The organism is Pseudomonas sp. NPDC087626 (genome assembly GCF_044743405.1).
GTDB lineage: Bacteria > Pseudomonadota > Gammaproteobacteria > Pseudomonadales > Pseudomonadaceae > Aquipseudomonas.
On the sequence record NZ_JBIUWJ010000020.1, the window covers coordinates 1 to 22,072 of the forward strand.

The following is a 22,072-nucleotide window of genomic DNA, read 5'->3' on the forward strand; positions in this document are numbered from 1 at the left end:
ATAGCTACTTTGTTCATGACAATGGTCTCCGGTGAGCCCCCAGTGAAAGCTTAGTGGGCTATCACTGGGGGCGGCGGGGGTAACCATTTCATTAGGGACCGTGTCGTTCACAAATTTTGCGAACACCCTCAAAACTGTGAGAGCGGGCTTGCCCGCGAAAGCGTCGAAACAGACACAAAAAAGCCCTCAGACAATCACTTGTCTGGGGGCTTTTCCTTGCAGCTTGAAGCTAGAAACCTGCCGCTGCTCCTGCCTTAGATCGCACCACGCTCACGCAGCAGATCCAGTACCTGCTTGACGCTGTCTTCCAGCGACAGCGCCTGGGTGTCGACCACCAGGTCGGCGTCCAACGGCACGTCGTACGGGAAGGACTCGCCCGGGATGTTATCCCCGGCCGCCGCATACAGGCCCTGTGGATCACGTTCGGCGCAGACCGCCGGCGAAGCCTGGACGTAGACCGTCAGCAGACGGTCCTTGCCGATCAGGTCCTTGGCCTGCTCACGACCTTCGGAACTCGGCGCCACGAAGGCCGCCAGGGTCAGCAGGCCGGCTTCGTTGAACTGCCGGGCAACATGCGCCGCACGACGCCAGTTCTCGGTGCGCCCGGCGCGATCCTGCGGCAGGCCTTTGTTGAGGTCGTGACGCAGGTTCTGGCCATCGAGCACGAACACCGCACGGCCCATGTCGAACAGCTTGCGCTCGACCGCATAGGCCAGGGTGCTCTTGCCCGCGCCCGACAGGCCGCTGAACAGCACGGTGGCCGGCTGCTGGCCGAAGCGCTGGGCACGTTCTTCTGTGGCCACGTGCGCCAGTTTGCCGTGGTGGGTAGCACTGCCGTGCGCCACCGGTTGGGCGACGATCATGCCGGCGCCCACGGTGCCGTTGGTCAAGCGGTCGATGATGATGAACGCGCCGGTGGTGCGGTTGCTTTCGTAACCGTCGAGGGCGATCGGCGCATCGAGCGCGATCCTGACCTTGCCGATTTCGTTCAGTTGCAACGCACTGGCCGGGCCTTCTTCCAGGGTGTTGACGTCGACCTTGTTGACGATGCTGGCAATGGAGCCCGGCACGTAGCTGGTGGCGCGCTTGATGTCGTACTTCTTGCCCGGCAGCATCGGTTCTTCAGCCATCCACACCAGCATGGCTTCGAAGCTGTCGGTCACCGGCGGCACGTTGTCGGCATGTACCAGCAGGTCGCCACGGGAGATGTCGATCTCGTCTTCCATGGTCAGGGTGACCGCCTGGCCAGGACCGGCGTGCTCCAGCTCACCTTCGAAGGTGACGATGGATTTGACGCGGCTGCTCTTGCCCGAAGGCAGGACCACGATTTCGTCGCCTTTCTTGACGATACCGCTGGCCAGGGTGCCGGCGAAACCGCGGAAGTTCAGGTTGGGACGGTTGACGTACTGCACCGGGAAACGCAGGTCGGTGAAGTTACGGTCGCCCGCCACTTCAACGGTCTCGAGGATTTCCATCAGCGACTGGCCGGTGTACCACGGCGAACGCTCGGACTTGTTCACCACGTTGTCGCCCTTGAGGGCTGACATCGGCACAAAGTGCATGCTGGTGGGCTTGAGCTTCAAGCCTTCGGCGAACTGCAGGTAGTCGGCCTTGATCGACTCGAACACGCCCTGGTCGAAGTCCTTGAGGTCCATCTTGTTGATGGCCACGACGATGTGCTTGATGCCCAGCAGGGATGCGATGAAGCTGTGGCGACGGGTCTGGGTCTGCACGCCGTAGCGGGCGTCCACCAGGATGATCGCCAGGTCACAGGTCGACGCGCCGGTGGCCATGTTGCGGGTGTACTGCTCATGGCCCGGGGTATCGGCAATGATGAATTTGCGTTTGGCGGTGGAGAAGTAGCGGTACGCGACATCGATGGTGATGCCTTGCTCGCGCTCAGCCTGCAGGCCGTCGACCAGCAATGCCAGGTCGATATCGTCACCGGTGGTGCCGACTTTCTTCGAGTCGCGGGTAATGGCTTCCAGATGGTCTTCGTAGATCATCTTGGAGTCGTGCAGCAGGCGCCCGATCAGGGTGCTCTTGCCGTCATCGACGTTACCGCAGGTCAGGAAACGCAGCAGTTCTTTACGTTCGTGCTGGCCCAGGTAGGCGAGGATGTCCTCGCTGATCAAATCAGATACGTGGCTCATTGCATTCAAGCTCCGAGCTGTAAGCTTCAAGCGGCAAGCTTGTCGGCGTACAGCTAGTCAGAAATTTTATTGATCAACCCGCCCAGCATTTTAGAAAGCTCGCGAGTTTCCATAATCCAGTTTTCAGCCAGCGGATCTGCGATGTAAGCAATGTCTCGACCAATAAGGATCTGGGTGCGCAATTCCCCACAAGAAGCTTTCGCAACCCAAAGAAAATACACTTTCTCTCTGGCGCTACGACGCTCCATACCTTCTGCAATGTTGGAAGGCACCGAAAGTGCTGAGCGGGTGATTTGATCCTTGAAACCGAAATCCCCACATCGCGCAAACTCTCTGTAGATCCCTACTGCCAGACATTTGCTGCGCTGCCAAACAACCAGTTTCTCGAAATCCATTACGAGTCATCCGATTCCGGCTCACAGCAATCGTCTGCAAGCACCAAACCGCGAAGTTACGCATACCGCCTTTAACTTGCAGCTTGCCGCTTGTAACTCGAAGCTTAAAAATACCCTTGACGTTTTTTGTCTTCCATCGAGCCGGCGCCATCGTGGTCGATGACACGGCCCTGGCGCTCGGAAGTTCGCGTCAGGAGCATTTCCTGAATGATGTCCGTGAGGCTTTCAGCCTCGGACTCCACCGCGCCCGTCAACGGGTAGCAACCAAGGGTACGGAAACGCACTTTCTTTTTGACGATGCGGGCTTTGTCTTCATCGCTCAGGTGTTCGAGGATGCGCTCGTCGTCGATCATGATCAGCGTGCCATTTTTCTCGATGACCTCGCGTTCAGCGGCGAAGTACAGCGGCACGATCGGGATGCCTTCCAGGTAGATGTACTGCCAGATATCCAGCTCGGTCCAGTTCGACAGTGGGAAGACGCGGATCGACTCGCCCTTGTTGACCTTGCCGTTGTACACGTTCCACAGCTCGGGGCGCTGGTTTTTCGGGTCCCAGCGGTGCTTGCTGTCGCGGAACGAGTACACGCGCTCCTTGGCGCGGGATTTCTCTTCATCGCGGCGCGCACCACCGAAGGCGGCGTCGAAACCATGCTTGTCCAAAGCCTGTTTCAGGCCTTCGGTCTTCATGATGTCGGTGTGTTTGGCACTGCCGTGGGTGAATGGGTTGATGCCCTGCGCAACACCGTCCGGGTTGACGTGGGTGATCAGGTCCAGGCCCAGCTCGGCGACCATTTTGTCGCGGAAGCTGTACATCTCCTGGAATTTCCACTGGGTGTCGACGTGCATCACCGGAAACGGCAGCTTGCCCGGGAAGAACGCCTTGCGTGCCAGGTGCAGCATCACGGCGGAGTCTTTACCGATGGAGTACAGCATCACCGGGTTATCGAACTCGGCGGCCACCTCGCGGATGATGTGGATGCTTTCCGCCTCCAGCTGTTTCAGATGCGTCAGTTTGTCGACCATGGCTACTCACGAAAACTTTCTTATGAACGGCCACCGGGCCGTGTTCGAGCGGGGAATCCTAGCACAGCGACCCCTTCTAATCAGGACGCCAACTAGATCGAAAGGGTATATCAATATACCGTCGCGTTCGGGTGATCCGAGCCCCCTGTAGGAGCGATTCGTCAGATGGGATTCGGGCAGTCGATGAAGATGTGCTCCAGGGCAAACCGACGCGCCAGGTATTCTCCCAGCGCCTGCACGCCGTAGCGTTCGGTGGCGTGGTGACCGGCGGCGACGAAGCTGATGCCGTTTTCCCGGGCGCTGTGGAAAGTCTGCTCCGACGCTTCACCGCTCAAGTACAGGTCGACGCCGGCCTGCACTGCCTGGTCGATATAGCCCTGCCCGCCGCCGGTGCACCAGCCGACTCGCCGGATCATCTGCTCGCCTTCGATCAACAGCGGCTCGCGGCCCATGACCTGCTGCACGTGGCGGGCAAAGTCGCGGGCGGTCATCGGTTCGGCAAGGGAGCCGACCAGCCCGACCACCTTGGCATTGTCTGGGTCCAGCGGGCCTTCCACAGTAATCTCCAGTTGCCGGGCCAGTTGCACGTTGTTGCCCACTTCCGGATGCAGGTCCAGCGGCAGGTGATAGGCCAGCAGGCTGATGTCGTGTTTGAGCAGGGTCTTGAGCCGGCGCTGCTTCATGCCGGTGATGCACGGGCTTTCACCCTTCCAGAAGTAGCCATGGTGGACCAGGATCAGGTCGGCGCTGGCTTCGACGGCGGCATCGAGCAAGGCCTGGCTGGCCGTGACGCCGCTGACGATACGCATGACTTGCGGCCGCCCCTCGACCTGCAGGCCATTGGGGCAATAATCGGCAATCCGCGAACTGCCAAGGTAACGATCCGCTTCTGCTACCAGGGTGCTCAGGGCAACGGCCATAAAAGACTCCTAAATATCCCGTTCAGAGGCACGCGCGGCCTCGTATAATGCGCGACATTATGGGCCGTCGTTGGCCCCTCGTAACCTCCCAGGATTTGTTCAATGCTCAAGGGTCTGCGTTTTTTTGGCTGGCCGCTATTGGCCGGCGTGCTGATTGCGTTGCTGATTATCCAGCGTTACCCACAGTGGGTCGGGCTTCCGAACCTGGATGTGAACCTGCAGCAGGCCCCGCAAACCACTCTGACGCAGCAGGGCCCGGTGTCCTACGCGGACGCGGTAGTCATCGCCGCACCCGCGGTGGTCAACCTCTACACCACCAAAGTGGTCAACAAGACCAGCCACCCGCTGTTCGAAGACCCGCAGTTCCGACGTTTCTTCGGCGATAACGCGCCCAAGCAGAAGCGCATGGAATCGAGCCTCGGCTCGGGCGTGATCATGAGTTCGCAAGGCTATTTGCTGACCAACAACCACGTCACCTCCGGCGCCGACCAGATCGTGGTCGCGCTCAAGGACGGTCGCGAAACCCTGGCCCGGGTTATTGGCAGTGACCCGGAAACCGACCTGGCGGTACTCAAGATCGACTTGAAGAACCTGCCGTCGATTACCGTCGGCCGCTCGGAAAGCATTCGTGTGGGTGATGTGGCACTGGCCATCGGCAACCCGTTCGGCGTCGGCCAGACCGTGACCATGGGCATCATCAGTGCCACCGGACGCAACCAGTTGGGCCTGAACAACTACGAAGACTTCATCCAGACCGATGCGGCAATCAACCCCGGCAACTCCGGTGGCGCGCTGGTGGACGCCAACGGCAACCTGACTGGCATCAACACGGCGATCTTCTCCAAGTCCGGCGGCTCCCAGGGCATCGGCTTCGCGATTCCGATCAAACTGGCCATGGAAGTGATGAAGTCGATCATCGAGCACGGCCAGGTGATTCGTGGCTGGCTGGGCATTGAAGTGCAACCCTTGAGCCAGGAACTGGCAGAGTCGTTTGGCCTGTCCGGGCGTCCGGGCATTGTAGTGGCGGGGATTTTCCGTGACGGCCCGGCGCAGAAAGCCGGCCTGCAACTGGGGGATGTGATCCTGAGCATCGACGGTGAGCCGGCTGGCGACGGTCGGCGCTCGATGAACCAGGTGGCGCGCATCAAGCCCACCGACAAGGTCAGCATCCAGGTGATCCGCAATGGCAAGGAGCTCAAGCTGACCGCAGAAATCGGCCTGCGCCCACCTCCTGCACCCATGGTCAAGGAACAAGAGTAACGCCTGATGTAAACCCCTGTAGGAGCGAGCGCCCGTTGGCGGCTTGCTCCTACAGGGGACAGCGGTGCTTTAGAGGTCGCCCAAGCCGTCGATCAACGCCTGGTTCTGCTCCGGTGTGCCGATGGAGATACGCAGGAACTGGGCAATCCGCTCCTGCTTGAAGTGCCGGACAATCACCCCTTGCTCACGCAACTTCGCCGCCAGTGCAGCCGCATCGTGTTGCGGGTGACGGGCGAAGATGAAGTTGGCTGCCGACGGCAGGACCTCAAAGCCTTTTTCCTGCAACTGCGCGACCACTTGCTCACGGCTGTCGATGACCAACTGGCAGGTCTTGGTGAAATACTCGCGATCCTCGAACGCCGCCGCCGCCCCGACAATCGCCAGGCGATCCAGCGGGTAGGAGTTGAAGCTGTTCTTGATCCGCTCCAACGCCTCGATCAGGTCCGGATGACCGACGGCCAGGCCAACCCGCAAGCCGGCCAACGAGCGCGACTTGGACAGGGTCTGGGTTACCAGCAGGTTCGGATAGCGGTCCACCAGGCTGATCGCCGTCTCACCGCCGAAGTCGATGTAGGCCTCATCCACCACCACCACGGAATCCGGGCTGGCCTTGAGGATCTGCTCGACAGCCTCCAGGGCCAACAGGCAGCCGGTCGGCGCGTTCGGGTTGGGGAAGATGATCCCGCCGTTCGGCCGCGCGTAGTGCGCCGGGTCGATCTGGAACTGCTCGTCCAGAGGCACCGCGTCAAAGGTGATGCCGTACAGCCCGCAGTACACCGGATAGAAGCTGTAGCTGATGTCCGGGAACAGCAGCGGCTTGTCGTGCTGCAGCAGGCCGTGAAAGATGTGGGCCAGGACTTCGTCGGAACCGTTACCGAGGAACACCTGGTTACCCTGCACGCCGTAGTAGCTGGCCACGGCTTGCTTGAGCAGGTCGCTGTTGGGGTCCGGGTACAGGCGCAGGTTGTCGTTCAGCTCGACCTGCATGGCGGCCAGCGCCTTGGGCGATGGACCGTAGGGGTTTTCGTTGGTGTTGAGCTTGACCAGCTTGGTCAGCTTCGGCTGCTCGCCCGGGACGTAGGGCACCAGGTCCTTGACGAACGCACTCCAGAATTTACTCATGTTCAGTTCCCTTCCTGATCGGCAACGATGCGGTATTCGGCGCTACGGGCGTGGGCAGTCAACGACTCGCCGCGAGCCAGCACCGAGGCGGTCTTACCCAGCTCGGAGGCACCCGCTTCGGAGCAGAAGATGATCGACGAGCGCTTCTGGAAGTCGTAGACCCCCAGCGGCGAGGAAAATCGCGCGGTGCCGGAGGTCGGCAGCACGTGGTTGGGGCCGGCGCAATAATCGCCCAGGGCCTCAGAGGTGTGGCGCCCCATGAAGATCGCGCCAGCGTGACGAATCTGCGGCAGCCAGGCTTGCGGGTCGGCCACCGACAACTCCAGGTGCTCCGGGGCGATGCGGTTGGCTACGTCGATGGCTTGTTGCATGTCACGCACCTGGATCAGTGCACCACGACCGTTGATCGACGTCTGGATGATCTCGGCACGTTCCATGGTCGGCAGCAGCTTGCTGATGCTCGCCGCCACCCGGTCGAGGAATTCGGCGTCGGGACTGACCAGGATGGCCTGGGCGTCTTCGTCGTGCTCGGCCTGGGAAAACAGGTCCATGGCAATCCAGTCCGGATCGGTCTGGCCGTCGCACACCACGAGGATCTCCGAAGGCCCGGCAATCATGTCGATACCGACCTGGCCAAACACGTGGCGCTTGGCAGTGGCAACGTAGATGTTGCCCGGGCCGACCACCTTGTCGACCCGCGGCACGCTTTCGGTGCCGTAAGCCAATGCGGCAACGGCTTGAGCGCCACCGATGGTGAACACGCGGTCGACGCCGGCGATACAGGCCGCGGCCAGCACCAGCTCATTGATTTCGCCCCGTGGCGTCGGCACCACCATGACCACCTCGGGCACACCCGCGACCTTGGCTGGAATCGCGTTCATCAGCACCGAAGACGGGTAGGAAGCCTTGCCGCCTGGCACGTACAGGCCCGCGCGATCCAGCGGCGTGACTTTCTGGCCCAGCACCGTGCCATCGGCCTCGGTGTAGCTCCAGGAGTCCTGCTTCTGCTTTTCGTGGTAGCTGCGCACACGGGCGGCGGCGACTTCCAGCGCTTCGCGCTGAGGCACGGAGATGCGGGTGAGCGCCAGCTCCAGACGCTCGCGCGGCAGGATCAGGTCGGCCATGGACTTCACGTCCAGGCCGTCGAACTGGCGGGTAAAGTCCACCAGTGCCGCATCGCCACGCTCACGCACGGCCTTGATGATGTCCAGCACCCGCTGATTGACCGAGTCGTCAGACACACTTTCCCAGCTCAGCAGATGATCCAGATGATGCGCGAAATCCGGGTCAGCAGCGTTGAGTCGGCGAATTGCAGTCGGTGCGGTCATAGCGAGAGCCTCATAGGAATGGCAAAAACTCAGGCGCCCTAAACTAGCAGTCGTTCCGCTTGGGCACCTGAGAATTCTGGCTATGAGGCGGATAGACGGGCGCGACTTAACGTCGCGCAAGTGAATCAGCCGCGGTGTCGCGACTCCACTGCCTGGCGCAGGGTGTCGATCAACGCCTGGATCCTGGCGTGTTGCATTTTCATCGAAGCCTTGTTGACGATCAGCCGGGAGCTGATCGCCGCAATGAACTCCTGTGGCTCCAGGCCGTTGGCCCGCAGCGTGTTGCCGGTATCGACCACGTCGATGATCTTGTCCGCCAGGCCGATCAGCGGTGCCAGTTCCATCGAGCCATACAGCTTGATGATGTCGACCTGGCGGCCTTGCTCGGCGTAGTAGCGCTTGGCAACGTTGACGAACTTGGTGGCGATCCGCAGGCGGCCCTTGGGCTCGATGGCACCGACTTTACCGGCAGTCATCAGCTTGCATTGGGCGATCTGCAGGTCCAGCGGCTCGTAGAGGCCCTGGCCGCCGTATTCCATCAACACATCTTTACCGGCGACGCCCAGGTCAGCGGCACCATGCTCGACGTAGGTCGGCACATCAGTGGCGCGCACGATGAGCAAGCGCACATCGGCCTGGGTCGTGGGGATGATCAGCTTGCGGCTCTTGTCCGGATTCTCGGTTGGCACGATGCCCGCTTCAGCCAGAAGCGGCAGGGTGTCGTCGAGGATGCGGCCCTTGGACAGTGCGATGGTCAGCATGGGAAACGTCAGTCCTTATCAGGCAACGATGCCCGGTCGCAAACGGCGCCGGACACAGATCGAGCCCGTAACAGGCTCGACTTCAACAAATCTGTGGGCACCTCCCTGTGCCCTTGACGCAACGACTAGCCCGGTACGCGGCGGATCTTCGCGCCGAGCATCTGCAGCTTCTCTTCGATGCACTCGTAACCACGGTCTATGTGGTAGATGCGATCGATCAGCGTATCGCCTTCGGCTACCAGCGCCGAAATCACCAGGCTGGCCGAAGCACGCAGGTCGGTGGCCATGACTGGCGCGCCCTTGAGCTTGTCGATGCCGGTAACGATGGCAGTGTTGCCTTCGACCTGGATATGAGCGCCCATGCGGTGCAGCTCGTAGACGTGCATGAAACGGTTTTCGAAGATCGTCTCGATCACAGCGCCCGTGCCTTCGGCAATAGCGTTGAGGGAGATGAACTGCGCCTGCATGTCGGTCGGAAACGCCGGGTACGGAGCAGTACGCACGTTGACCGCTTTCGGTCGCTTGCCGTGCATGTTCAGCTCGATCCAGTCTTCGCCCGTGGTGATTTCAGCACCGGCTTCGCGAAGTTTTTCCAGCACCGCTTCGAGGATGGTCGGATCGGTGTCCTTGACCTTCACCCGGCCGCCGGTCACGGCTGCCGCGACCAGGTAGGTACCGGTTTCGATACGGTCCGGCATCACGCGGTAGGTGGCAGTGCCCAGGCGCTTCACGCCTTCGATGGTGATGGTGTCGGTGCCAGCGCCCTGGACGTTGGCGCCCATGGCGTTGAGGAAGTTCGCCAGGTCGACGACTTCCGGCTCACGAGCGGCGTTCTGCAGCACGCTGCGGCCGTTGGCCAGGGCTGCGGCCATCATGATGTTCTCGGTACCGGTCACACTGACGGTATCGAAGAAGAAGTTAGCCCCGCGCAAGCCGCCTTCTGGCGCCTTGGCCTTGATGTAGCCGCCTTCCACGTCGATGGTCGCGCCCATGGCTTCAAGGCCACGGATGTGCAGGTCGACCGGACGCGAACCGATGGCGCAACCGCCAGGCAGTGCCACTTCGGCCTCGCCAAAACGGGCAACCATCGGCCCCAGCACCAGGATCGAGGCACGCATGGTTTTCACCAGTTCGTACGGCGCGATCAGGGTCTTGATGGTACGTGGGTCGATTTCGACGCTGAGTTTTTCGTCGATCACAGGCTCAATGCCCATGCGACCGAACAGCTCGATCATGGTGGTGATGTCGTGCAAGTGCGGCAGGTTGGCAACCGTCACCGGGCCATCGCACAGCAGCGTTGCCGCCAGGATCGGCAGGGCAGAGTTCTTTGCCCCGGAGATACGGATTTCGCCATCAAGACGAACGCCGCCGGTAATAATCAATTTATCCATAAGAATCTCGACGCCCTTGGGCTCAGGTGCGCTCGGCCCAGGCCGCGCTGCTGAAAAATTTCATAGTGACCGCGTGGATGCTGCCATCGGCGATCCATGGGTTCAAATGGGCATAGATGCTCTGCTGACGCTTGACCGGGCTCAAAGCCACCAGTTCATCGCTAATCACGTTCAGCTGAAAGTTGCAGCCTTCGCCTTCAACTTCTACCTGAGTTCCGGGAAGCTTTCCCTCAAGGAAGCTCTTCACTTCTACGGCCTGCATGCTAAACCTCAATCGGCGCCCTGTGCGCGCGGGTCGGACATCATACAAAAAAGCCCCGCGCCTGCGAACCCCGCATAGCAGGACTCTGACGGGGGGCTTCTTTATAGATGGTAGTTAAGGGTGCGCCAAAAGCTCGGTCAAACCCGAGACCTGAGCAATTTCACGCATATCGTCAGGCAGGGCACGGATGCTCACCGCCTTGCCCGCCGCTGCCGCATCACGAATGAACGCCAGCAGCAAGGACAAGCCAACGCTGCTGGATTTCTCCACGCCGGCGCAATCGAGCACCACGGCAGGTGCCGTGCTCGATTTGATCAAGGCCTGGCCCTGCTTGCGCAGGACTGGCCCGGAGCGGTAATCGAGGACTCCGCTGAGCAGCAGCTCACCGGCCTCCCCCAAACGCACGGCCGAGTCACTCATTGGCTTTGCTTCTCGGAGGTTTCCTTGGCCTTGGCCACTTCACCGGCCCAACCATTGATGGTCTTGTCCAGGTCGTTGCCGTTGCGTTGCATGGCGTCGGCGAACTGGTCACGGAACAGCTTGCCAATGTTGATGCCATTGATGATCACGTTGCGCAGTTTCCACTCGCCATTGATTTTTTCCAGGGTGTAGGACACTGGATAGATCGCGCCGTTGCTGCCCTTGACGGTCATGCCGACGCTGGTGCGGTTGCCCGACTCGTCCTTGGCCGGGTCCACGGTGATGCCCTGGTTGTTGTACTCAAGCAGTGCATTGCCATAGAACTGGAACAGGCCAGTCTTGAAGTTCTCTTCGAAGGTCTTCATCTGCGCCGGCGTGGCTTTGCGCGAATACTTGACGGTCATGATGCTCTTGGAGATGCCTTCGGCATCCACCACGGGCCCGACAATGCTGTTCAGCGCGGCGTAGAAGTCTTTCGGGTCCTGCTTGTACTTTTCCTTGTTGGCCGCCAGATCGGCGAGCAACCGGCTGGTCGTATCCTGCACCAGATCATGCGCAGAGGGCGCAGCCACGGCGTTAGCCACCAGCGGCAAGGCCGCGAGCAGTACCAACAGGCCACGTCGCAAGGTAGAGATCATGGAAAAACTCCTCATTTAGCTTCTTTACTAACAGTATTGAGCAGGAATTTACCGATCAGGTCTTCGAGCACCAGCGAGGACTGCGTGTCATGGATGGTCCCGCCATCCTTGAGCAAGGATTCTTCGCCGCCCACGCTGATACCGATGTATTTCTCGCCCAACAGGCCAGCGGTGAGGATAGATGCAGTGGAGTCGGACGGCAGGTTATCTACCCGTTTTTCCAGCTGCAGCGTCACACGTCCGGTGAAACTGTCGCGATCCAGATCGATTGCCGTGACCTTGCCGATAGTCACACCGGCCATGGTCACTTTCGATCTGACAGTCAAACCGGCGATATTGTCGAAATACGCATAAAGTTTATAGCTGTCGGTGCTCGACACCGGGGACAGTCCACTGACCCGCAGGGCAAGCAACAGTAAAGCCAGGATGCCAGCCAGCAAGAAAAGGCCGACACCGATTTCCAGGGTGCGGTTTTGCATCAGAAATCTCCAAACATCAAGGCGGTCAGAATAAAGTCCAGGCCGAGAATGGCCAATGAGGCATACACCACGGTCTTGGTGGTGGCACGACTGATCCCCTCTGAAGTGGGCTCACAGTCATAGCCTTGGAATACGGCGATCCAGGTCACGACAAAGGCAAAGACCATGCTTTTAATGACACCATTGAGCACGTCGCCATTGAACGTCACGCTGTTTTGCATGTTCGACCAGTAAGAGCCTTCATACACGCCCAGCCAGTCGACAGCCACCCAGGAACCACCCCAGATACCAACCACGCTGAAAATCATCGCCAGCAGCGGCAGGGAAATGAAGCCGGCCCATAGTCTTGGGGCAATGATGTACTTGAGCGGGTCGACGCCAATCATTTCCAGGCTGGACAACTGCTCGGTGGACTTCATGTTGCCGATTTCCGCGGTCAGCGCCGAACCGGCGCGCCCGGCAAACAGCAGCGCAGTCACCACCGGCCCCAGCTCGCGCAACAGGGTCAGCGCCACCATCTGCCCAACCGCCTGCTCCGAACCGTAGCTGGAGAGGATGTTGAAGCCTTGCAGCGCCAGCACCATGCCGATGAAGATCCCCGAGACCACAATGATCACCAGGGACATCACGCCAACCGAGTGCAGCTGCTTGATCAGCAGGCTGAACCCGCCGCCGACGCTGCCGCGCCCGAGCAAGGCGTGAAACAGGAACAATGACGAACGGCCAAGCACCGCGACGCTGTCGATGGCGGCCTGGCCGAATCGACGCACTCTCTCTATCAGTGAAGTCTTGCGCATCAGCGCTTCCCCAGAAGATCTGCGCGGTAATCCGTCGCTGGAAAATGGAAGGGTACCGGACCGTCCGGATCACCTTTCATGAATTGGCGGATCCGCGGATTATCGGAATCCATCAGTTCGGCGGGCGTGCCCTGCCCCAGTACCTGGCCATCACCGACCACATACAGGTAATCAGCGATACTCGCGGTTTCGGCCAGGTCATGGGAAACCACGATGCTGGTGATCCCCAGGGCATCGTTGAGCAGGCGGATCAGGCGTACCAGCACCCCCATGGCGATGGGGTCCTGGCCGACGAAGGGCTCGTCGTACATGAGGATGCCCGGGTCCAGGGCAATCGCCCGGGCCAGCGCGACACGACGCTTCATGCCGCCGGACAGTTCGTCAGGCATCAACTCGGTAGCCCCGCGCAAGCCCACCGCCTGCAGTTTCATCAGGACGATGTCGCGGATCATTTCTTCGGGCAGCTGGGTATGCACGCGCAGCGGAAACGCGACGTTCTCGAATACATCGAGGTCGGTGAACAGCGCTCCGCTCTGGAACAGCACGCCCATATGCTTGCGCGCATCGAACAGATCGCTGCGCGACAGCTTGGGCAAATTCTGGCCGTTGACCCACACTTCGCCACTGGAAGGACGCAACTGCGCGCCCATCAGGCGTAGCAGCGTGGTTTTCCCGCAACCGGAAGGCCCCATGATGCCGGTGACCTTACCGCGTGGTATGCGAATATCGACATTGTTGAAAATGCTGCGCGCGCCGCGCTTGAAGGACACTCCCTTAAGCTCGACCGCGTAGGCGTTATCGGCACTCATCTAAACTCCTTGCGATGCAAGCCTCTCACTCGGACGCCGCACCCTCCGACGAGAGCACATATCATCCTTGGCAGGCCGGACAGGCGACGAACTATATCACTGCCCAGCCACGGCGCCCAAGGCCGAAGACCGCCGCATTCAGCTTCAATTAAGGTTAAAGCCGGTTAATCGCAGGGTTCCCGTGACGCAGCCCGCACAAAGCGTGACGAACTAACGTGAGGGAATTGATCATTACCGTTATAATCGCCACCTTTTCCCAGGCTATTCGACTTCAGACATGAGCCAGTCCAGCGACCCGATCAAATCGGCACAACGTACGATCCGCCTCGAGCTGGAAGCCGTCAAAGGCTTGCTGGCCCATATCGACGCAGACTTCGTACGCGCTTGCGAGTTGATTCTGTCCAGCAAAGGCCGAGTGGTGGTAGTCGGCATGGGCAAGTCCGGGCACATCGGCAACAAGATTGCCGCGACCCTGGCCAGCACCGGCACCACGGCCTTTTTCGTGCACCCCGCCGAAGCCAGCCACGGCGACATGGGCATGATTACCCGCGATGACATCATCCTGGCCCTGTCCAATTCCGGCTCGACCCACGAAATCATCACCCTGCTGCCGCTGATCAAGCGCATGGGGATCCAGTTGATCAGCCTGACCGGCAATCCTGACTCAGCGCTGGCCAAGGCCGCCGATGTCAATCTCAATGTGCATGTCGAGCATGAAGCCTGCCCGCTGAACCTGGCACCCACCTCATCGACCACCGCCGCGCTGGTGATGGGCGACGCCCTGGCAGTGGCCCTGCTGGAAGCCCGGGGCTTTACCGCCGAAGACTTCGCCTTTTCCCACCCGGGTGGCGCGCTGGGTCGCCGCCTGCTGCTGAAGGTCGAAGACGTCATGCACATCGGCGCCGACTTGCCGCAGGTGGCGCGCGGCACGCCGCTCAAGGACGCCTTGCTGGAAATGACCCGCAAGGGCCTGGGCATGACCGTGGTCCTGGAAGCCGATGGCACCCTGGCCGGAATTTTCACCGACGGTGACCTGCGCCGCTCCCTGGACCGTGCGATCGACTTCCAGCAGGCCAAAATCGAGCACGTGATGACCCTTCACGGCAAGACCGCCCGGGCCGACATGCTCGCCGCACAAGCCCTGAAGATCATGGAAGACAACAAGATCAACGCCTTGGTGGTGGTCGACGACAACGACCGCCCGGTAGGTGCCCTGAACATGCACGACTTGTTGCGCGCAGGGGTGATGTAATGGCTGACGACCTGCTCGAACGCGCCAGGCCCGTCAAGCTGGCGGTCTTCGACGTCGACGGCGTACTCACGGACGGACGCCTGCATTTCCTCGAGGATGGCAGCGAGTTCAAGAGTTTCAGCACCCTCGACGGCCAGGGCATGAAAATGTTGCGAGCCAGCGGTGTGACAATGGCCATTATCAGTGGTCGAACTAGCCCGGCAGTCCAGCATCGCGCCAAAAACCTGGGGATTACCCACCTGTATCAAGGCCGCGAGGACAAACTTGCGGTGCTCGACGAGCTTCTCGCGCAACTGGGCCTAAGCTATGAACAGGTCGCCTATCTGGGCGACGATCTGCCCGACCTGCCGGTGATTGTGCGGGTCGGCCTGGGCATGGCCGTTGCCAACGCCGCGAGTTTTGTCCGCGAACACGCCCACGGCATCACCGAGGCCCGTGGTGGTGAAGGTGCTGCTCGAGAATTCTGTGAATTGATATTACGCGCCCAAGGCAATCTGCAAGACGCCAACGCCGCGTACCTGTGAGTCATTTATGCTGAGTAAAAAGTTTCGCAACATCGTGTTCTTCGCAGCCATCGCCGCGCTGTTTGCGGCTGTCGGCTACTGGAACATCAGCCCCGAGCGCTTTCTCGACAAGCCGGTAGCCGCAGTCAACGAGAGCGAGATCGACTACTACGCCATCAACGCCCACAGCGTGCAGTTCCTGCCAGATGGCAAGTTGCAGTACGACATGACGTCCGACAAGGTCGAGCACGTCAAGGCCAGCGAAGTGACCTTGCTGACCAAACCGGACCTGCAGATGTATCGCGGCAGCGAATTCCCCTGGCACGTGCAGAGCGAACGTGGCGAGGTCAATCCTGACGGCACCGAGGTCGAACTGATCGACTCGGTGCGCATTGCACGCACCGATGCCAAGAATCGCCCAATGGTCATCACCACCACACGCATGACGGTATTCCCCAAGCAACAATATGCGCAGACCCAGCAAGCCGTTAGAATCGACGGCGCTGGCGGTGTATCGACTGGTACCGGAATGAAGGCGTATTTGAAAGACAGCAGGATACACCTGCTATCGAACGTAAGAGGACAGTATGAGGCTCGTTAAAACCCTCCCTATTTTGCTCAGTCTGGGCGCAGCACTGGGAAGCGTGAGCGCCTGGGCCCTGCCGACCGATAGAGATCAACCTATCCGCATCCAGGCCGACGACGCCCAACTGGACGACAAGAACGGTATCGCCACCTACAAGGGCGACGTGATCATCACCCAGGGCTCGATGAAGGTCACCGGCAACACCGTGACCATCACCCGCACCGCGGCTGGTGATATCGACGTCGTGACCTCGGTCGGCAACCTGGCCTACTTCGAGCAGATGCAGACTGCGGGCGACTCCAAGCCCGTGCAGGGCTACGGGGTGACCATCCAGTACCACGCCTCGCAAGACCGCGTCGTGCTGATCGATCGGGCCAAAGTCGTCGACAAGGACGGCAACATTACCCAGGGCGAGAAAATCGTCTACGACACCAACAAAAAGCTCGCCAGCGCCGGTCGCGCCACGGGCAGCAAGGTCACTGAGCAACGTCCGCGGATCGACATGGTCATCCAGCCGAAAAAGAAAACTGACGAGCAAAAGGCCCAGTAATGGCAACTCTCAAAGCCCAGCACTTGGCCAAGAGCTACAAGAGCCGTCAGGTCGTGCGTGACGTCAGCCTGTCCATCGACAGCGGCCAGATCGTCGGCCTGCTTGGCCCTAACGGTGCCGGCAAGACCACCTGCTTCTACATGATCGTAGGCCTGGTGCAGGCCGATCAGGGTCGCGTACTGATCGACGACCTGGACGTCAGCCACCAGCCCATGCACGGTCGCGCGCGGGCAGGTATCGGCTATCTTCCACAGGAAGCGTCGATCTTCCGCAAACTGTCGGTTGCCGACAACATCATGGCCATTCTCGAAACCCGCAAGGAACTCGACAAGGCCGGTCGGCGCAAGGAACTCGAAAGCCTGTTGCAGGAGTTCCACATCAACCACATCCGCGACAACCTGGGCATGAGCCTTTCCGGTGGCGAACGACGCCGCGTGGAAATTGCCCGCGCCCTCGCCACCGCGCCGAAATTCATCCTGCTCGACGAACCTTTCGCCGGCGTGGACCCGATTTCGGTCGGCGACATCAAGCAGATCATCCATCACCTCAAGGCCAAGGGCATTGGCGTGCTGATCACGGACCACAACGTGCGTGAAACCCTGGACATCTGCGAAACCGCCTACATCGTCAACGATGGTCAACTGATCGCAGAAGGTGACGCTGAAACCATCCTGGCCAACGAACTGGTCAAGGAAGTGTACCTGGGCCATGAGTTCCGCCTTTAAGCTGCGAGGCGTCTGGTCTGCTGGCAGAGCGGATTGTCAATGAAAGCCTTAATATTTTTATTGTCATGACGCTCTAGGCAAACACTTCAGTTTCAGGCATATAATTTGCTTAAGTTTGGCGCTCCGGCGCCCTGTAGTGGATGGCGCACGTGCGCCGGCGAATAAGGTGTTAAGCCCCAGCCATGAAACCATCGCTAGTCTTGAGAATGGGCCAGCAGCTGACGATGACACCGCAGCTGCAACAGGCCATCCGCCTGCTCCAATTGTCGACCCTGGACCTGCAACAGGAAATCCAGGAAGCCTTGGAGTCAAATCCAATGCTCGAACGCCAGGAAGAAGGCGACGACTTCGATAACGCCGACCCGATGGCGGACAACATCGAGCACAAACCCAACACCGACGTCCAGGAACCCTCCTACCAGGAAACCGCCCCCACGGTGGATAACCTCGAGGAAGGAGAATGGAACGAGCGCATTCCCAATGAACTACCGGTCGACACCGCCTGGGAAGACGTCTACCAGACCAGTGCCAGCAGCTTGCCCAGCAACGATGACGACGAGTGGGACTTCACCACCCGCACCTCCGCCGGGGAAAGCCTGCAGAGCCACTTGCTCTGGCAATTGAACCTGTCCCCGATGTCCGACACCGATCGCCTGATCGGCGTGACCCTGATCGACTGCATCAACAACCAGGGTTACCTGGACGAAACCCTTGAGGAGATTCTCGAGGCATTCGACCCGGAACTGGACATCGAGCTGGACGAAATCGAAGCCGTCCTGCACCGCATCCAGCAATTCGAACCCGCCGGCATCGGCGCCCGCAACCTGGGCGAGTGCCTGTTGCTGCAATTGCGCCAGCTGGCCGCCAAGACCCCTTGGCTGGCAGAAGCCAAGCGCCTGGTCAGCGATTACATCGACCTGCTCGGCAGCCGCGACTACAGCCAACTGATGCGGCGCATGAAGCTCAAGGAAGACGAACTGCGCCAGGTCATCGAACTGGTCCAGAGCCTCAACCCGCGACCTGGCTCGCAGATCGAGTCCAGCGAAGCCGAGTACGTGGTGCCGGATGTGATCGTGCGCAAGGACAACGAGCGCTGGCTGGTGGAACTGAACCAGGAGTCGGTACCGCGCTTGCGGGTCAACCCCCAGTACGCCGGATTCGTCCGTCGCGCTGACACCAGCGCCGACAACACCTTCATGCGCAATCAGTTGCAGGAGGCGCGCTGGTTCATCAAGAGCCTGCAAAGCCGCAACGAAACCCTGATGAAAGTGGCCACCCAGATCGTCGAGCACCAGCGCGGCTTTCTCGAATATGGCGACGAGGCGATGAAGCCGTTGGTCCTGCATGACATTGCCGAAGCGGTAGGCATGCACGAGTCGACGATTTCCCGGGTCACCACGCAAAAATTCATGCATACCCCGCGCGGTATCTATGAGCTGAAATACTTTTTCTCAAGCCACGTCAGCACCTCCGAAGGCGGCGAATGCTCGTCCACGGCGATCCGCGCGATCATCAAAAAACTGGTTGCCGCGGAAAATCAGAAAAAGCCGTTGAGTGACAGCAAGATCGCTGGTTTACTGGAGGCACAAGGTATTCAGGTAGCCCGTCGTACCGTCGCCAAGTACCGCGAATCCCTCGGGATCGCGCCTTCGAGTGAACGCAAGCGATTGATGTAACGGGCCACGCCACAGCGTTCCAGGGTGTTTTCGAAATCTTTCGCAGACACCCTAGTGGCAGGCAACTCGGCCTGCCGCCTTATGCACTGGCAACGAAGGAGAAGCTGTATGCAAGTCAACATCAGTGGACACCAACTGGAAGTTACCGAACCTCTGCGCACTTACATCGGCGAAAAACTCGACCGACTGGAGAGGCATTTCGACAAGATCACCAACGTGCAAGTCACGATGAACGTCGAGAAGCTGTTGCAGAAAATCGAAGCCACGCTGCATATCCCCGGCGGAGAAGTAGTCGCCAATGCCGAGCATACGGACATGTATGCCGCCATTGACCTGCTGACCGACAAGCTGGACCGTCAACTTAAAAAGCATAAGGAAAAGACCCAGAGCCTCCTCCAGGGCGCAACCGGTCGCTAACACCCCCATCCCATGATCCGACTTGAAAGCATCCTGACCCCCGGCCGTTCTTTGGTGAACGTGCCGGGCGGCAGTAAAAAACGCGCCCTCGAACAAATTGCCAACCTGATCGCCCGGGAAGTCCCGGATCTGGAGATGCAAGATGTCTTCGAGAGCCTGATCGCCCGTGAAAAACTCGGCTCGACCGGTTTTGGCAACGGCATCGCCATTCCTCACTGCCGTCTCAAAGGCTGCGAGGCGCCCATCAGCGCCCTGATGCACCTGGACGCACCTATTGATTTCGATGCCATCGATGGCGCTCCGGTCGACCTGCTGTTTGTTCTGCTGGTCCCGCAAGCCGCCACCGATGCCCACCTGGAGCTCTTGCGCCAGATCGCCAGCATGCTGGACCGCAAAGAAGTGCGCGATCGCCTGCGCAGCGCCAGCACCAGTGAAGCCCTGTACCAGGTTGTCCTGGACGAGCAAAACGGTCATTAATCATGCGTTTGATCATCGTCAGCGGCCGCTCCGGCTCCGGTAAAAGCACGGCCCTCAATGTACTGGAGGACAACGGCTACTACTGCATCGACAACTTGCCCGCCGGGTTGCTCCCTGAATTGGCCGAACGGGCGTTGATTCACAACGACATGGCCCAGCCACTGGTCGCCGTATCGATCGATGCGCGCAACCTGCCGAGCCATCTGTCACGCTTCCCTGATTTGCTCGAAGAAGTGCGTAACCGGCATATCCAATGTGATGTGCTGTACCTCGACGCCGATGAAGAAACCCTGCTCAAGCGCTTCTCGGAAACCCGTCGGCGCCACCCACTGAGCAACTCGCAGCGCTCGCTCGCCGAGGCTATCAAGGACGAGACCACCTTGCTGGGGCCGATCTCCGACCTCGCCGACCTCAAGCTCAACACCACCAACCTGAACCTCTACCAACTGCGTGACACCATCAAGTTGCGCCTGCTCAATCAACCCGAGCCGGGCACGGCCTTTCTGGTCGAGTCGTTCGGGTTCAAGCGCGGCATGCCGGTGGATGCAGACCTGGTGTTCGACGTACGCTGCCTGCCCAACCCCTACTGGAAACCGGAACTGCGCGCGCAATCCGGGCTGGACCAGCCGGTTGCCGAATACCTGGCCGCTCAGCCGGATGTCGAAGAAATGTTTGAAGACATCTCCAGCTACCTGCTCAAATGGTTGCCGCGCTTTGCCGCCAGCAATCGGGCCTACGTGACCATAGCCATTGGCTGCACAGGCGGGCATCACCGCTCCGTCTACCTGACCGAACGCCTGGGCCAGGTCCTGCAAAAAACCCTGAAGAACGTCCAGGTTCGCCACCGCGACCTTAGCTAAAGGATTCACACCGCGATGCCTGCTCTGGAAATTGAAATCATCAACAAACTGGGCCTGCACGCCCGCGCTTCAGCCAAGTTCGTCGGCGTTGCAGGCCAGTACCCGTGCCAGATCCGTGCAGGACGCACTCCAGAGTCGATGGTCGACGGCAAGAGCATCATGGCTATGATGATGCTGGCCGCAGGCAAAGGCACCCGCATCCACCTGAGCACCGAAGGCGAGCAGGAACAAGAAGCGCTGGATGCGCTGGTAGCACTGATCAACAACTACTTCGACGAAGGCGAATAAAGCCGTAATAGCCCGTAGCAGCTGCTACAGCGAGACAGCGACAACACGCCACAGCCCCCTACCCCAGCGCCGTATCCATCACCATCATCAGGCAAAACCCGATCAGCAAGCCGAGACTGGCAAGTTTCTCGTGGCCATTGCGGCGCGATTCGGGGATCACCTCATGAGTCACCACCAGCAGCATCGCACCCGCAGCAAGGGCCAGGCCCAACGGCAGGATCACCTCGGCCAGGCTTACCAGCCAGGCACACAGCAATGCAAACACCGGCTCGACCAACCCTGATGCGGCGCCGATCAGGAAGGCCTTGACCCGCGACATCCCGGCTCCCGCCAGTACCAGCGCGATTACCAGCCCTTCCGGCACATCCTGCAAGGCAATGCCCATGGCCAGGCTATCTGCGTCCGCCATGCCACCACCGGCCGAAACTCCCACTGCCATGCCTTCAGGAATGTTGTGGGCAATGATGGCGAACACGAACAGCCAGATGCGTGGCGGGATGACCGGGCGCTCCTGGGTGCCCACCAGCATCTCGGGGGTCGCACCGGACATCTGCCGATCCACCACAAACAGCCCGAACGCCCCCAGCATGATGCCGCAGCACATCAGGCCGCTGGCAGCCCAGGATGACAGCCCCAGACTTTCAGCAGCGGCGATTCCCGGCACAATCAGCGAAAAGGCCGTCGCCGCCAGCATTACCCCGGCGCCAAAACCCAGCAAGGTATCGCTGAGCGCCACTGGCATCCGCCGGATCACCAGCACCGGCACCGCCCCAAGGGCCGTGCCCAGCGCGCAGATCGCCCCGCCCTGCAGGGCCCGCATCAACTTTGGCTCAAGGTCGAGCCACGCCAGGCCATGGGCAACCAGCAAGGTAGTACCTGCCAGCAGCAGGAGCGAACCCAGCGCATAACGAAACATTCGCCCACTGCTGATCGTCAGTGTTTCAGTGCCCATAAGTGGCCTTAGGTCTTTTTATAGTGAAG

26 protein-coding genes are annotated in these 22,072 nt (G+C 60.2%); 11 read left to right on the plus strand and 15 right to left on the minus strand.

What is annotated here, in order from left to right:
* Window positions 1-254: 254 nt before the first annotated feature.
* From cysN to ACIOVD_RS17395, 4 genes are all read right to left on the minus strand, one after another.
* Entirely contained in the window at window positions 255-2,153 is a 1,899-nt protein-coding gene (gene cysN / locus ACIOVD_RS17380; RefSeq protein WP_401129275.1) for a sulfate adenylyltransferase subunit CysN, read from the minus strand.
* Between the two features lie 53 nt (window positions 2,154-2,206).
* The gene (locus tag ACIOVD_RS17385; protein ID WP_401129277.1) at window positions 2,207-2,548 is read right to left on the minus strand and encodes a four helix bundle protein; all 342 of its coding nucleotides are present in this window, start codon (window positions 2,546-2,548) and stop codon (window positions 2,207-2,209) included.
* 104 nt (window positions 2,549-2,652) lie between these two features.
* Window positions 2,653-3,570, minus strand: coding sequence for a sulfate adenylyltransferase subunit CysD (cysD, locus tag ACIOVD_RS17390; protein ID WP_060542996.1), 918 nt, complete (start codon window positions 3,568-3,570; stop codon window positions 2,653-2,655).
* Window positions 3,571-3,731: 161 nt separating this feature from the next.
* The gene (locus tag ACIOVD_RS17395; RefSeq protein ID WP_159993788.1) at window positions 3,732-4,490 is read right to left on the minus strand and encodes a Nif3-like dinuclear metal center hexameric protein; all 759 of its coding nucleotides are present in this window, start codon (window positions 4,488-4,490) and stop codon (window positions 3,732-3,734) included.
* 102 nt (window positions 4,491-4,592) lie between these two features.
* Here ACIOVD_RS17395 and algW point away from each other — a divergent pair, with 102 nt between their 5' ends.
* Window positions 4,593-5,750, plus strand: a complete 1,158-nt coding sequence (gene algW, locus ACIOVD_RS17400) for a Do family serine endopeptidase AlgW (protein WP_095169365.1) — start codon at window positions 4,593-4,595, stop codon at window positions 5,748-5,750.
* Window positions 5,751-5,819: 69 nt separating this feature from the next.
* Here algW and hisC read toward each other — a convergent pair whose 3' ends face one another.
* The 10 genes from hisC to ACIOVD_RS17450 form a co-directional block, all read right to left on the minus strand.
* On the minus strand, window positions 5,820-6,872 hold the full coding sequence (hisC, locus tag ACIOVD_RS17405) for a histidinol-phosphate transaminase (protein WP_401129280.1): 1,053 nt from the start codon (window positions 6,870-6,872) through the stop codon (window positions 5,820-5,822).
* 2 nt (window positions 6,873-6,874) lie between these two features.
* Window positions 6,875-8,200: a histidinol dehydrogenase gene (gene hisD / locus ACIOVD_RS17410; protein ID WP_159993786.1), complete on the minus strand. Its 1,326-nt coding sequence runs from the start codon at window positions 8,198-8,200 to the stop codon at window positions 6,875-6,877.
* 125 nt (window positions 8,201-8,325) lie between these two features.
* Window positions 8,326-8,961 carry an ATP phosphoribosyltransferase gene (gene hisG / locus ACIOVD_RS17415; protein WP_095169362.1) on the minus strand — a complete coding sequence of 212 codons (636 nt, stop codon included), beginning with the start codon at window positions 8,959-8,961 and terminating at the stop codon, window positions 8,326-8,328.
* A gap of 125 nt (window positions 8,962-9,086) precedes the next feature.
* A complete protein-coding gene (murA, locus tag ACIOVD_RS17420; protein WP_095169361.1) occupies window positions 9,087-10,352 on the minus strand; it encodes a UDP-N-acetylglucosamine 1-carboxyvinyltransferase in 1,266 nt (421 codons plus the stop codon).
* A 22-nt stretch (window positions 10,353-10,374) separates the two neighbouring features.
* Window positions 10,375-10,614 (minus strand): BolA family protein, encoded by a 240-nt coding sequence (locus tag ACIOVD_RS17425; RefSeq protein WP_003439919.1) that lies wholly within the window; start codon window positions 10,612-10,614, stop codon window positions 10,375-10,377.
* Window positions 10,615-10,728: 114 nt separating this feature from the next.
* On the minus strand, window positions 10,729-11,034 hold the full coding sequence (locus ACIOVD_RS17430; RefSeq protein WP_095169360.1) for a lipid asymmetry maintenance protein MlaB: 306 nt from the start codon (window positions 11,032-11,034) through the stop codon (window positions 10,729-10,731).
* A complete protein-coding gene (locus tag ACIOVD_RS17435; RefSeq protein ID WP_401129283.1) occupies window positions 11,031-11,672 on the minus strand; it encodes a phospholipid-binding protein MlaC in 642 nt (213 codons plus the stop codon). The genes ACIOVD_RS17430 and ACIOVD_RS17435 overlap by 4 nt, the downstream gene beginning before the upstream one ends.
* 11 nt (window positions 11,673-11,683) lie before the next feature.
* Window positions 11,684-12,151: an outer membrane lipid asymmetry maintenance protein MlaD gene (mlaD, locus tag ACIOVD_RS17440; RefSeq protein ID WP_027618532.1), complete on the minus strand. Its 468-nt coding sequence runs from the start codon at window positions 12,149-12,151 to the stop codon at window positions 11,684-11,686.
* Complete coding sequence (gene mlaE, locus ACIOVD_RS17445; protein ID WP_095169358.1) at window positions 12,151-12,948, minus strand: lipid asymmetry maintenance ABC transporter permease subunit MlaE; 798 nt, start codon at window positions 12,946-12,948, stop codon at window positions 12,151-12,153. Before mlaE ends, mlaD begins: the two co-directional genes overlap by 1 nt.
* Window positions 12,948-13,757 (minus strand): ATP-binding cassette domain-containing protein, encoded by an 810-nt coding sequence (locus ACIOVD_RS17450; protein ID WP_095169357.1) that lies wholly within the window; start codon window positions 13,755-13,757, stop codon window positions 12,948-12,950. Before ACIOVD_RS17450 ends, mlaE begins: the two co-directional genes overlap by 1 nt.
* A gap of 277 nt (window positions 13,758-14,034) precedes the next feature.
* Here ACIOVD_RS17450 and ACIOVD_RS17455 point away from each other — a divergent pair, with 277 nt between their 5' ends.
* The 10 genes from ACIOVD_RS17455 to ACIOVD_RS17500 all read left to right on the plus strand — a co-directional run bounded on the left by ACIOVD_RS17455 (window position 14,035) and on the right by ACIOVD_RS17500 (window position 21,091).
* Window positions 14,035-15,009, plus strand: coding sequence for a KpsF/GutQ family sugar-phosphate isomerase (locus tag ACIOVD_RS17455; protein WP_159993780.1), 975 nt, complete (start codon window positions 14,035-14,037; stop codon window positions 15,007-15,009).
* Entirely contained in the window at window positions 15,009-15,533 is a 525-nt protein-coding gene (locus ACIOVD_RS17460; protein ID WP_401129287.1) for a KdsC family phosphatase, read from the plus strand. The genes ACIOVD_RS17455 and ACIOVD_RS17460 overlap by 1 nt, the downstream gene beginning before the upstream one ends.
* Window positions 15,534-15,540: 7 nt before the next feature.
* A complete protein-coding gene (gene lptC / locus ACIOVD_RS17465; RefSeq protein ID WP_095169354.1) occupies window positions 15,541-16,113 on the plus strand; it encodes an LPS export ABC transporter periplasmic protein LptC in 573 nt (190 codons plus the stop codon).
* A complete protein-coding gene (gene lptA, locus ACIOVD_RS17470) occupies window positions 16,100-16,648 on the plus strand; it encodes a lipopolysaccharide transport periplasmic protein LptA (RefSeq protein WP_095169353.1) in 549 nt (182 codons plus the stop codon). Before lptC ends, lptA begins: the two co-directional genes overlap by 14 nt.
* On the plus strand, window positions 16,648-17,373 hold the full coding sequence (gene lptB, locus ACIOVD_RS17475) for an LPS export ABC transporter ATP-binding protein (RefSeq protein WP_095169352.1): 726 nt from the start codon (window positions 16,648-16,650) through the stop codon (window positions 17,371-17,373). Before lptA ends, lptB begins: the two co-directional genes overlap by 1 nt.
* A 182-nt stretch (window positions 17,374-17,555) precedes the next feature.
* Window positions 17,556-19,049 carry an RNA polymerase factor sigma-54 gene (locus ACIOVD_RS17480; RefSeq protein ID WP_095169351.1) on the plus strand — a complete coding sequence of 498 codons (1,494 nt, stop codon included), beginning with the start codon at window positions 17,556-17,558 and terminating at the stop codon, window positions 19,047-19,049.
* A 108-nt stretch (window positions 19,050-19,157) separates the two neighbouring features.
* Entirely contained in the window at window positions 19,158-19,466 is a 309-nt protein-coding gene (gene hpf / locus ACIOVD_RS17485) for a ribosome hibernation-promoting factor, HPF/YfiA family (protein ID WP_003178005.1), read from the plus strand.
* Between the two features lie 12 nt (window positions 19,467-19,478).
* Window positions 19,479-19,943, plus strand: coding sequence for a PTS IIA-like nitrogen regulatory protein PtsN (ptsN, locus tag ACIOVD_RS17490; protein ID WP_095169350.1), 465 nt, complete (start codon window positions 19,479-19,481; stop codon window positions 19,941-19,943).
* 2 nt (window positions 19,944-19,945) lie between these two features.
* The gene (gene rapZ, locus ACIOVD_RS17495; RefSeq protein WP_320333656.1) at window positions 19,946-20,803 is read left to right on the plus strand and encodes an RNase adapter RapZ; all 858 of its coding nucleotides are present in this window, start codon (window positions 19,946-19,948) and stop codon (window positions 20,801-20,803) included.
* 15 nt (window positions 20,804-20,818) lie between these two features.
* A complete protein-coding gene (locus ACIOVD_RS17500; RefSeq protein ID WP_095169348.1) occupies window positions 20,819-21,091 on the plus strand; it encodes an HPr family phosphocarrier protein in 273 nt (90 codons plus the stop codon).
* A 58-nt stretch (window positions 21,092-21,149) separates the two neighbouring features.
* Here ACIOVD_RS17500 and ACIOVD_RS17505 read toward each other — a convergent pair whose 3' ends face one another.
* Window positions 21,150-22,043, minus strand: coding sequence for a ZIP family metal transporter (locus ACIOVD_RS17505; protein WP_095169347.1), 894 nt, complete (start codon window positions 22,041-22,043; stop codon window positions 21,150-21,152).
* Window positions 22,044-22,072 lie beyond the last annotated feature (29 nt).

Coding starts and splice junctions, on each gene's coding strand:
- ACIOVD_RS17460 (WP_401129287.1), top strand. CDS start 15,009: ATGGCTGACGACCTGCTCGAACGCGCCAGGCCCGTCAAGCTGGCGGTC.
- cysD (WP_060542996.1), bottom strand. CDS start 3,570: ATGGTCGACAAACTGACGCATCTGAAACAGCTGGAGGCGGAAAGCATC.
- murA (WP_095169361.1), bottom strand. CDS start 10,352: ATGGATAAATTGATTATTACCGGCGGCGTTCGTCTTGATGGCGAAATC.
- ptsN (WP_095169350.1), top strand. CDS start 19,479: ATGATCCGACTTGAAAGCATCCTGACCCCCGGCCGTTCTTTGGTGAAC.
- hpf (WP_003178005.1), top strand. CDS start 19,158: ATGCAAGTCAACATCAGTGGACACCAACTGGAAGTTACCGAACCTCTG.
- ACIOVD_RS17430 (WP_095169360.1), bottom strand. CDS start 11,034: ATGAGTGACTCGGCCGTGCGTTTGGGGGAGGCCGGTGAGCTGCTGCTC.
- ACIOVD_RS17435 (WP_401129283.1), bottom strand. CDS start 11,672: ATGATCTCTACCTTGCGACGTGGCCTGTTGGTACTGCTCGCGGCCTTG.
- cysN (WP_401129275.1), bottom strand. CDS start 2,153: ATGAGCCACGTATCTGATTTGATCAGCGAGGACATCCTCGCCTACCTG.
- ACIOVD_RS17385 (WP_401129277.1), bottom strand. CDS start 2,548: ATGGATTTCGAGAAACTGGTTGTTTGGCAGCGCAGCAAATGTCTGGCA.
- ACIOVD_RS17450 (WP_095169357.1), bottom strand. CDS start 13,757: ATGAGTGCCGATAACGCCTACGCGGTCGAGCTTAAGGGAGTGTCCTTC.
- rapZ (WP_320333656.1), top strand. CDS start 19,946: ATGCGTTTGATCATCGTCAGCGGCCGCTCCGGCTCCGGTAAAAGCACG.
- hisC (WP_401129280.1), bottom strand. CDS start 6,872: ATGAGTAAATTCTGGAGTGCGTTCGTCAAGGACCTGGTGCCCTACGTC.
- ACIOVD_RS17480 (WP_095169351.1), top strand. CDS start 17,556: ATGAAACCATCGCTAGTCTTGAGAATGGGCCAGCAGCTGACGATGACA.
- ACIOVD_RS17425 (WP_003439919.1), bottom strand. CDS start 10,614: ATGCAGGCCGTAGAAGTGAAGAGCTTCCTTGAGGGAAAGCTTCCCGGA.
- lptB (WP_095169352.1), top strand. CDS start 16,648: ATGGCAACTCTCAAAGCCCAGCACTTGGCCAAGAGCTACAAGAGCCGT.
- hisG (WP_095169362.1), bottom strand. CDS start 8,961: ATGCTGACCATCGCACTGTCCAAGGGCCGCATCCTCGACGACACCCTG.
- mlaD (WP_027618532.1), bottom strand. CDS start 12,151: ATGCAAAACCGCACCCTGGAAATCGGTGTCGGCCTTTTCTTGCTGGCT.
- ACIOVD_RS17395 (WP_159993788.1), bottom strand. CDS start 4,490: ATGGCCGTTGCCCTGAGCACCCTGGTAGCAGAAGCGGATCGTTACCTT.
- algW (WP_095169365.1), top strand. CDS start 4,593: ATGCTCAAGGGTCTGCGTTTTTTTGGCTGGCCGCTATTGGCCGGCGTG.
- lptA (WP_095169353.1), top strand. CDS start 16,100: ATGAGGCTCGTTAAAACCCTCCCTATTTTGCTCAGTCTGGGCGCAGCA.
- ACIOVD_RS17500 (WP_095169348.1), top strand. CDS start 20,819: ATGCCTGCTCTGGAAATTGAAATCATCAACAAACTGGGCCTGCACGCC.
- hisD (WP_159993786.1), bottom strand. CDS start 8,200: ATGACCGCACCGACTGCAATTCGCCGACTCAACGCTGCTGACCCGGAT.
- lptC (WP_095169354.1), top strand. CDS start 15,541: ATGCTGAGTAAAAAGTTTCGCAACATCGTGTTCTTCGCAGCCATCGCC.
- ACIOVD_RS17505 (WP_095169347.1), bottom strand. CDS start 22,043: ATGGGCACTGAAACACTGACGATCAGCAGTGGGCGAATGTTTCGTTAT.
- ACIOVD_RS17455 (WP_159993780.1), top strand. CDS start 14,035: ATGAGCCAGTCCAGCGACCCGATCAAATCGGCACAACGTACGATCCGC.
- mlaE (WP_095169358.1), bottom strand. CDS start 12,948: ATGCGCAAGACTTCACTGATAGAGAGAGTGCGTCGATTCGGCCAGGCC.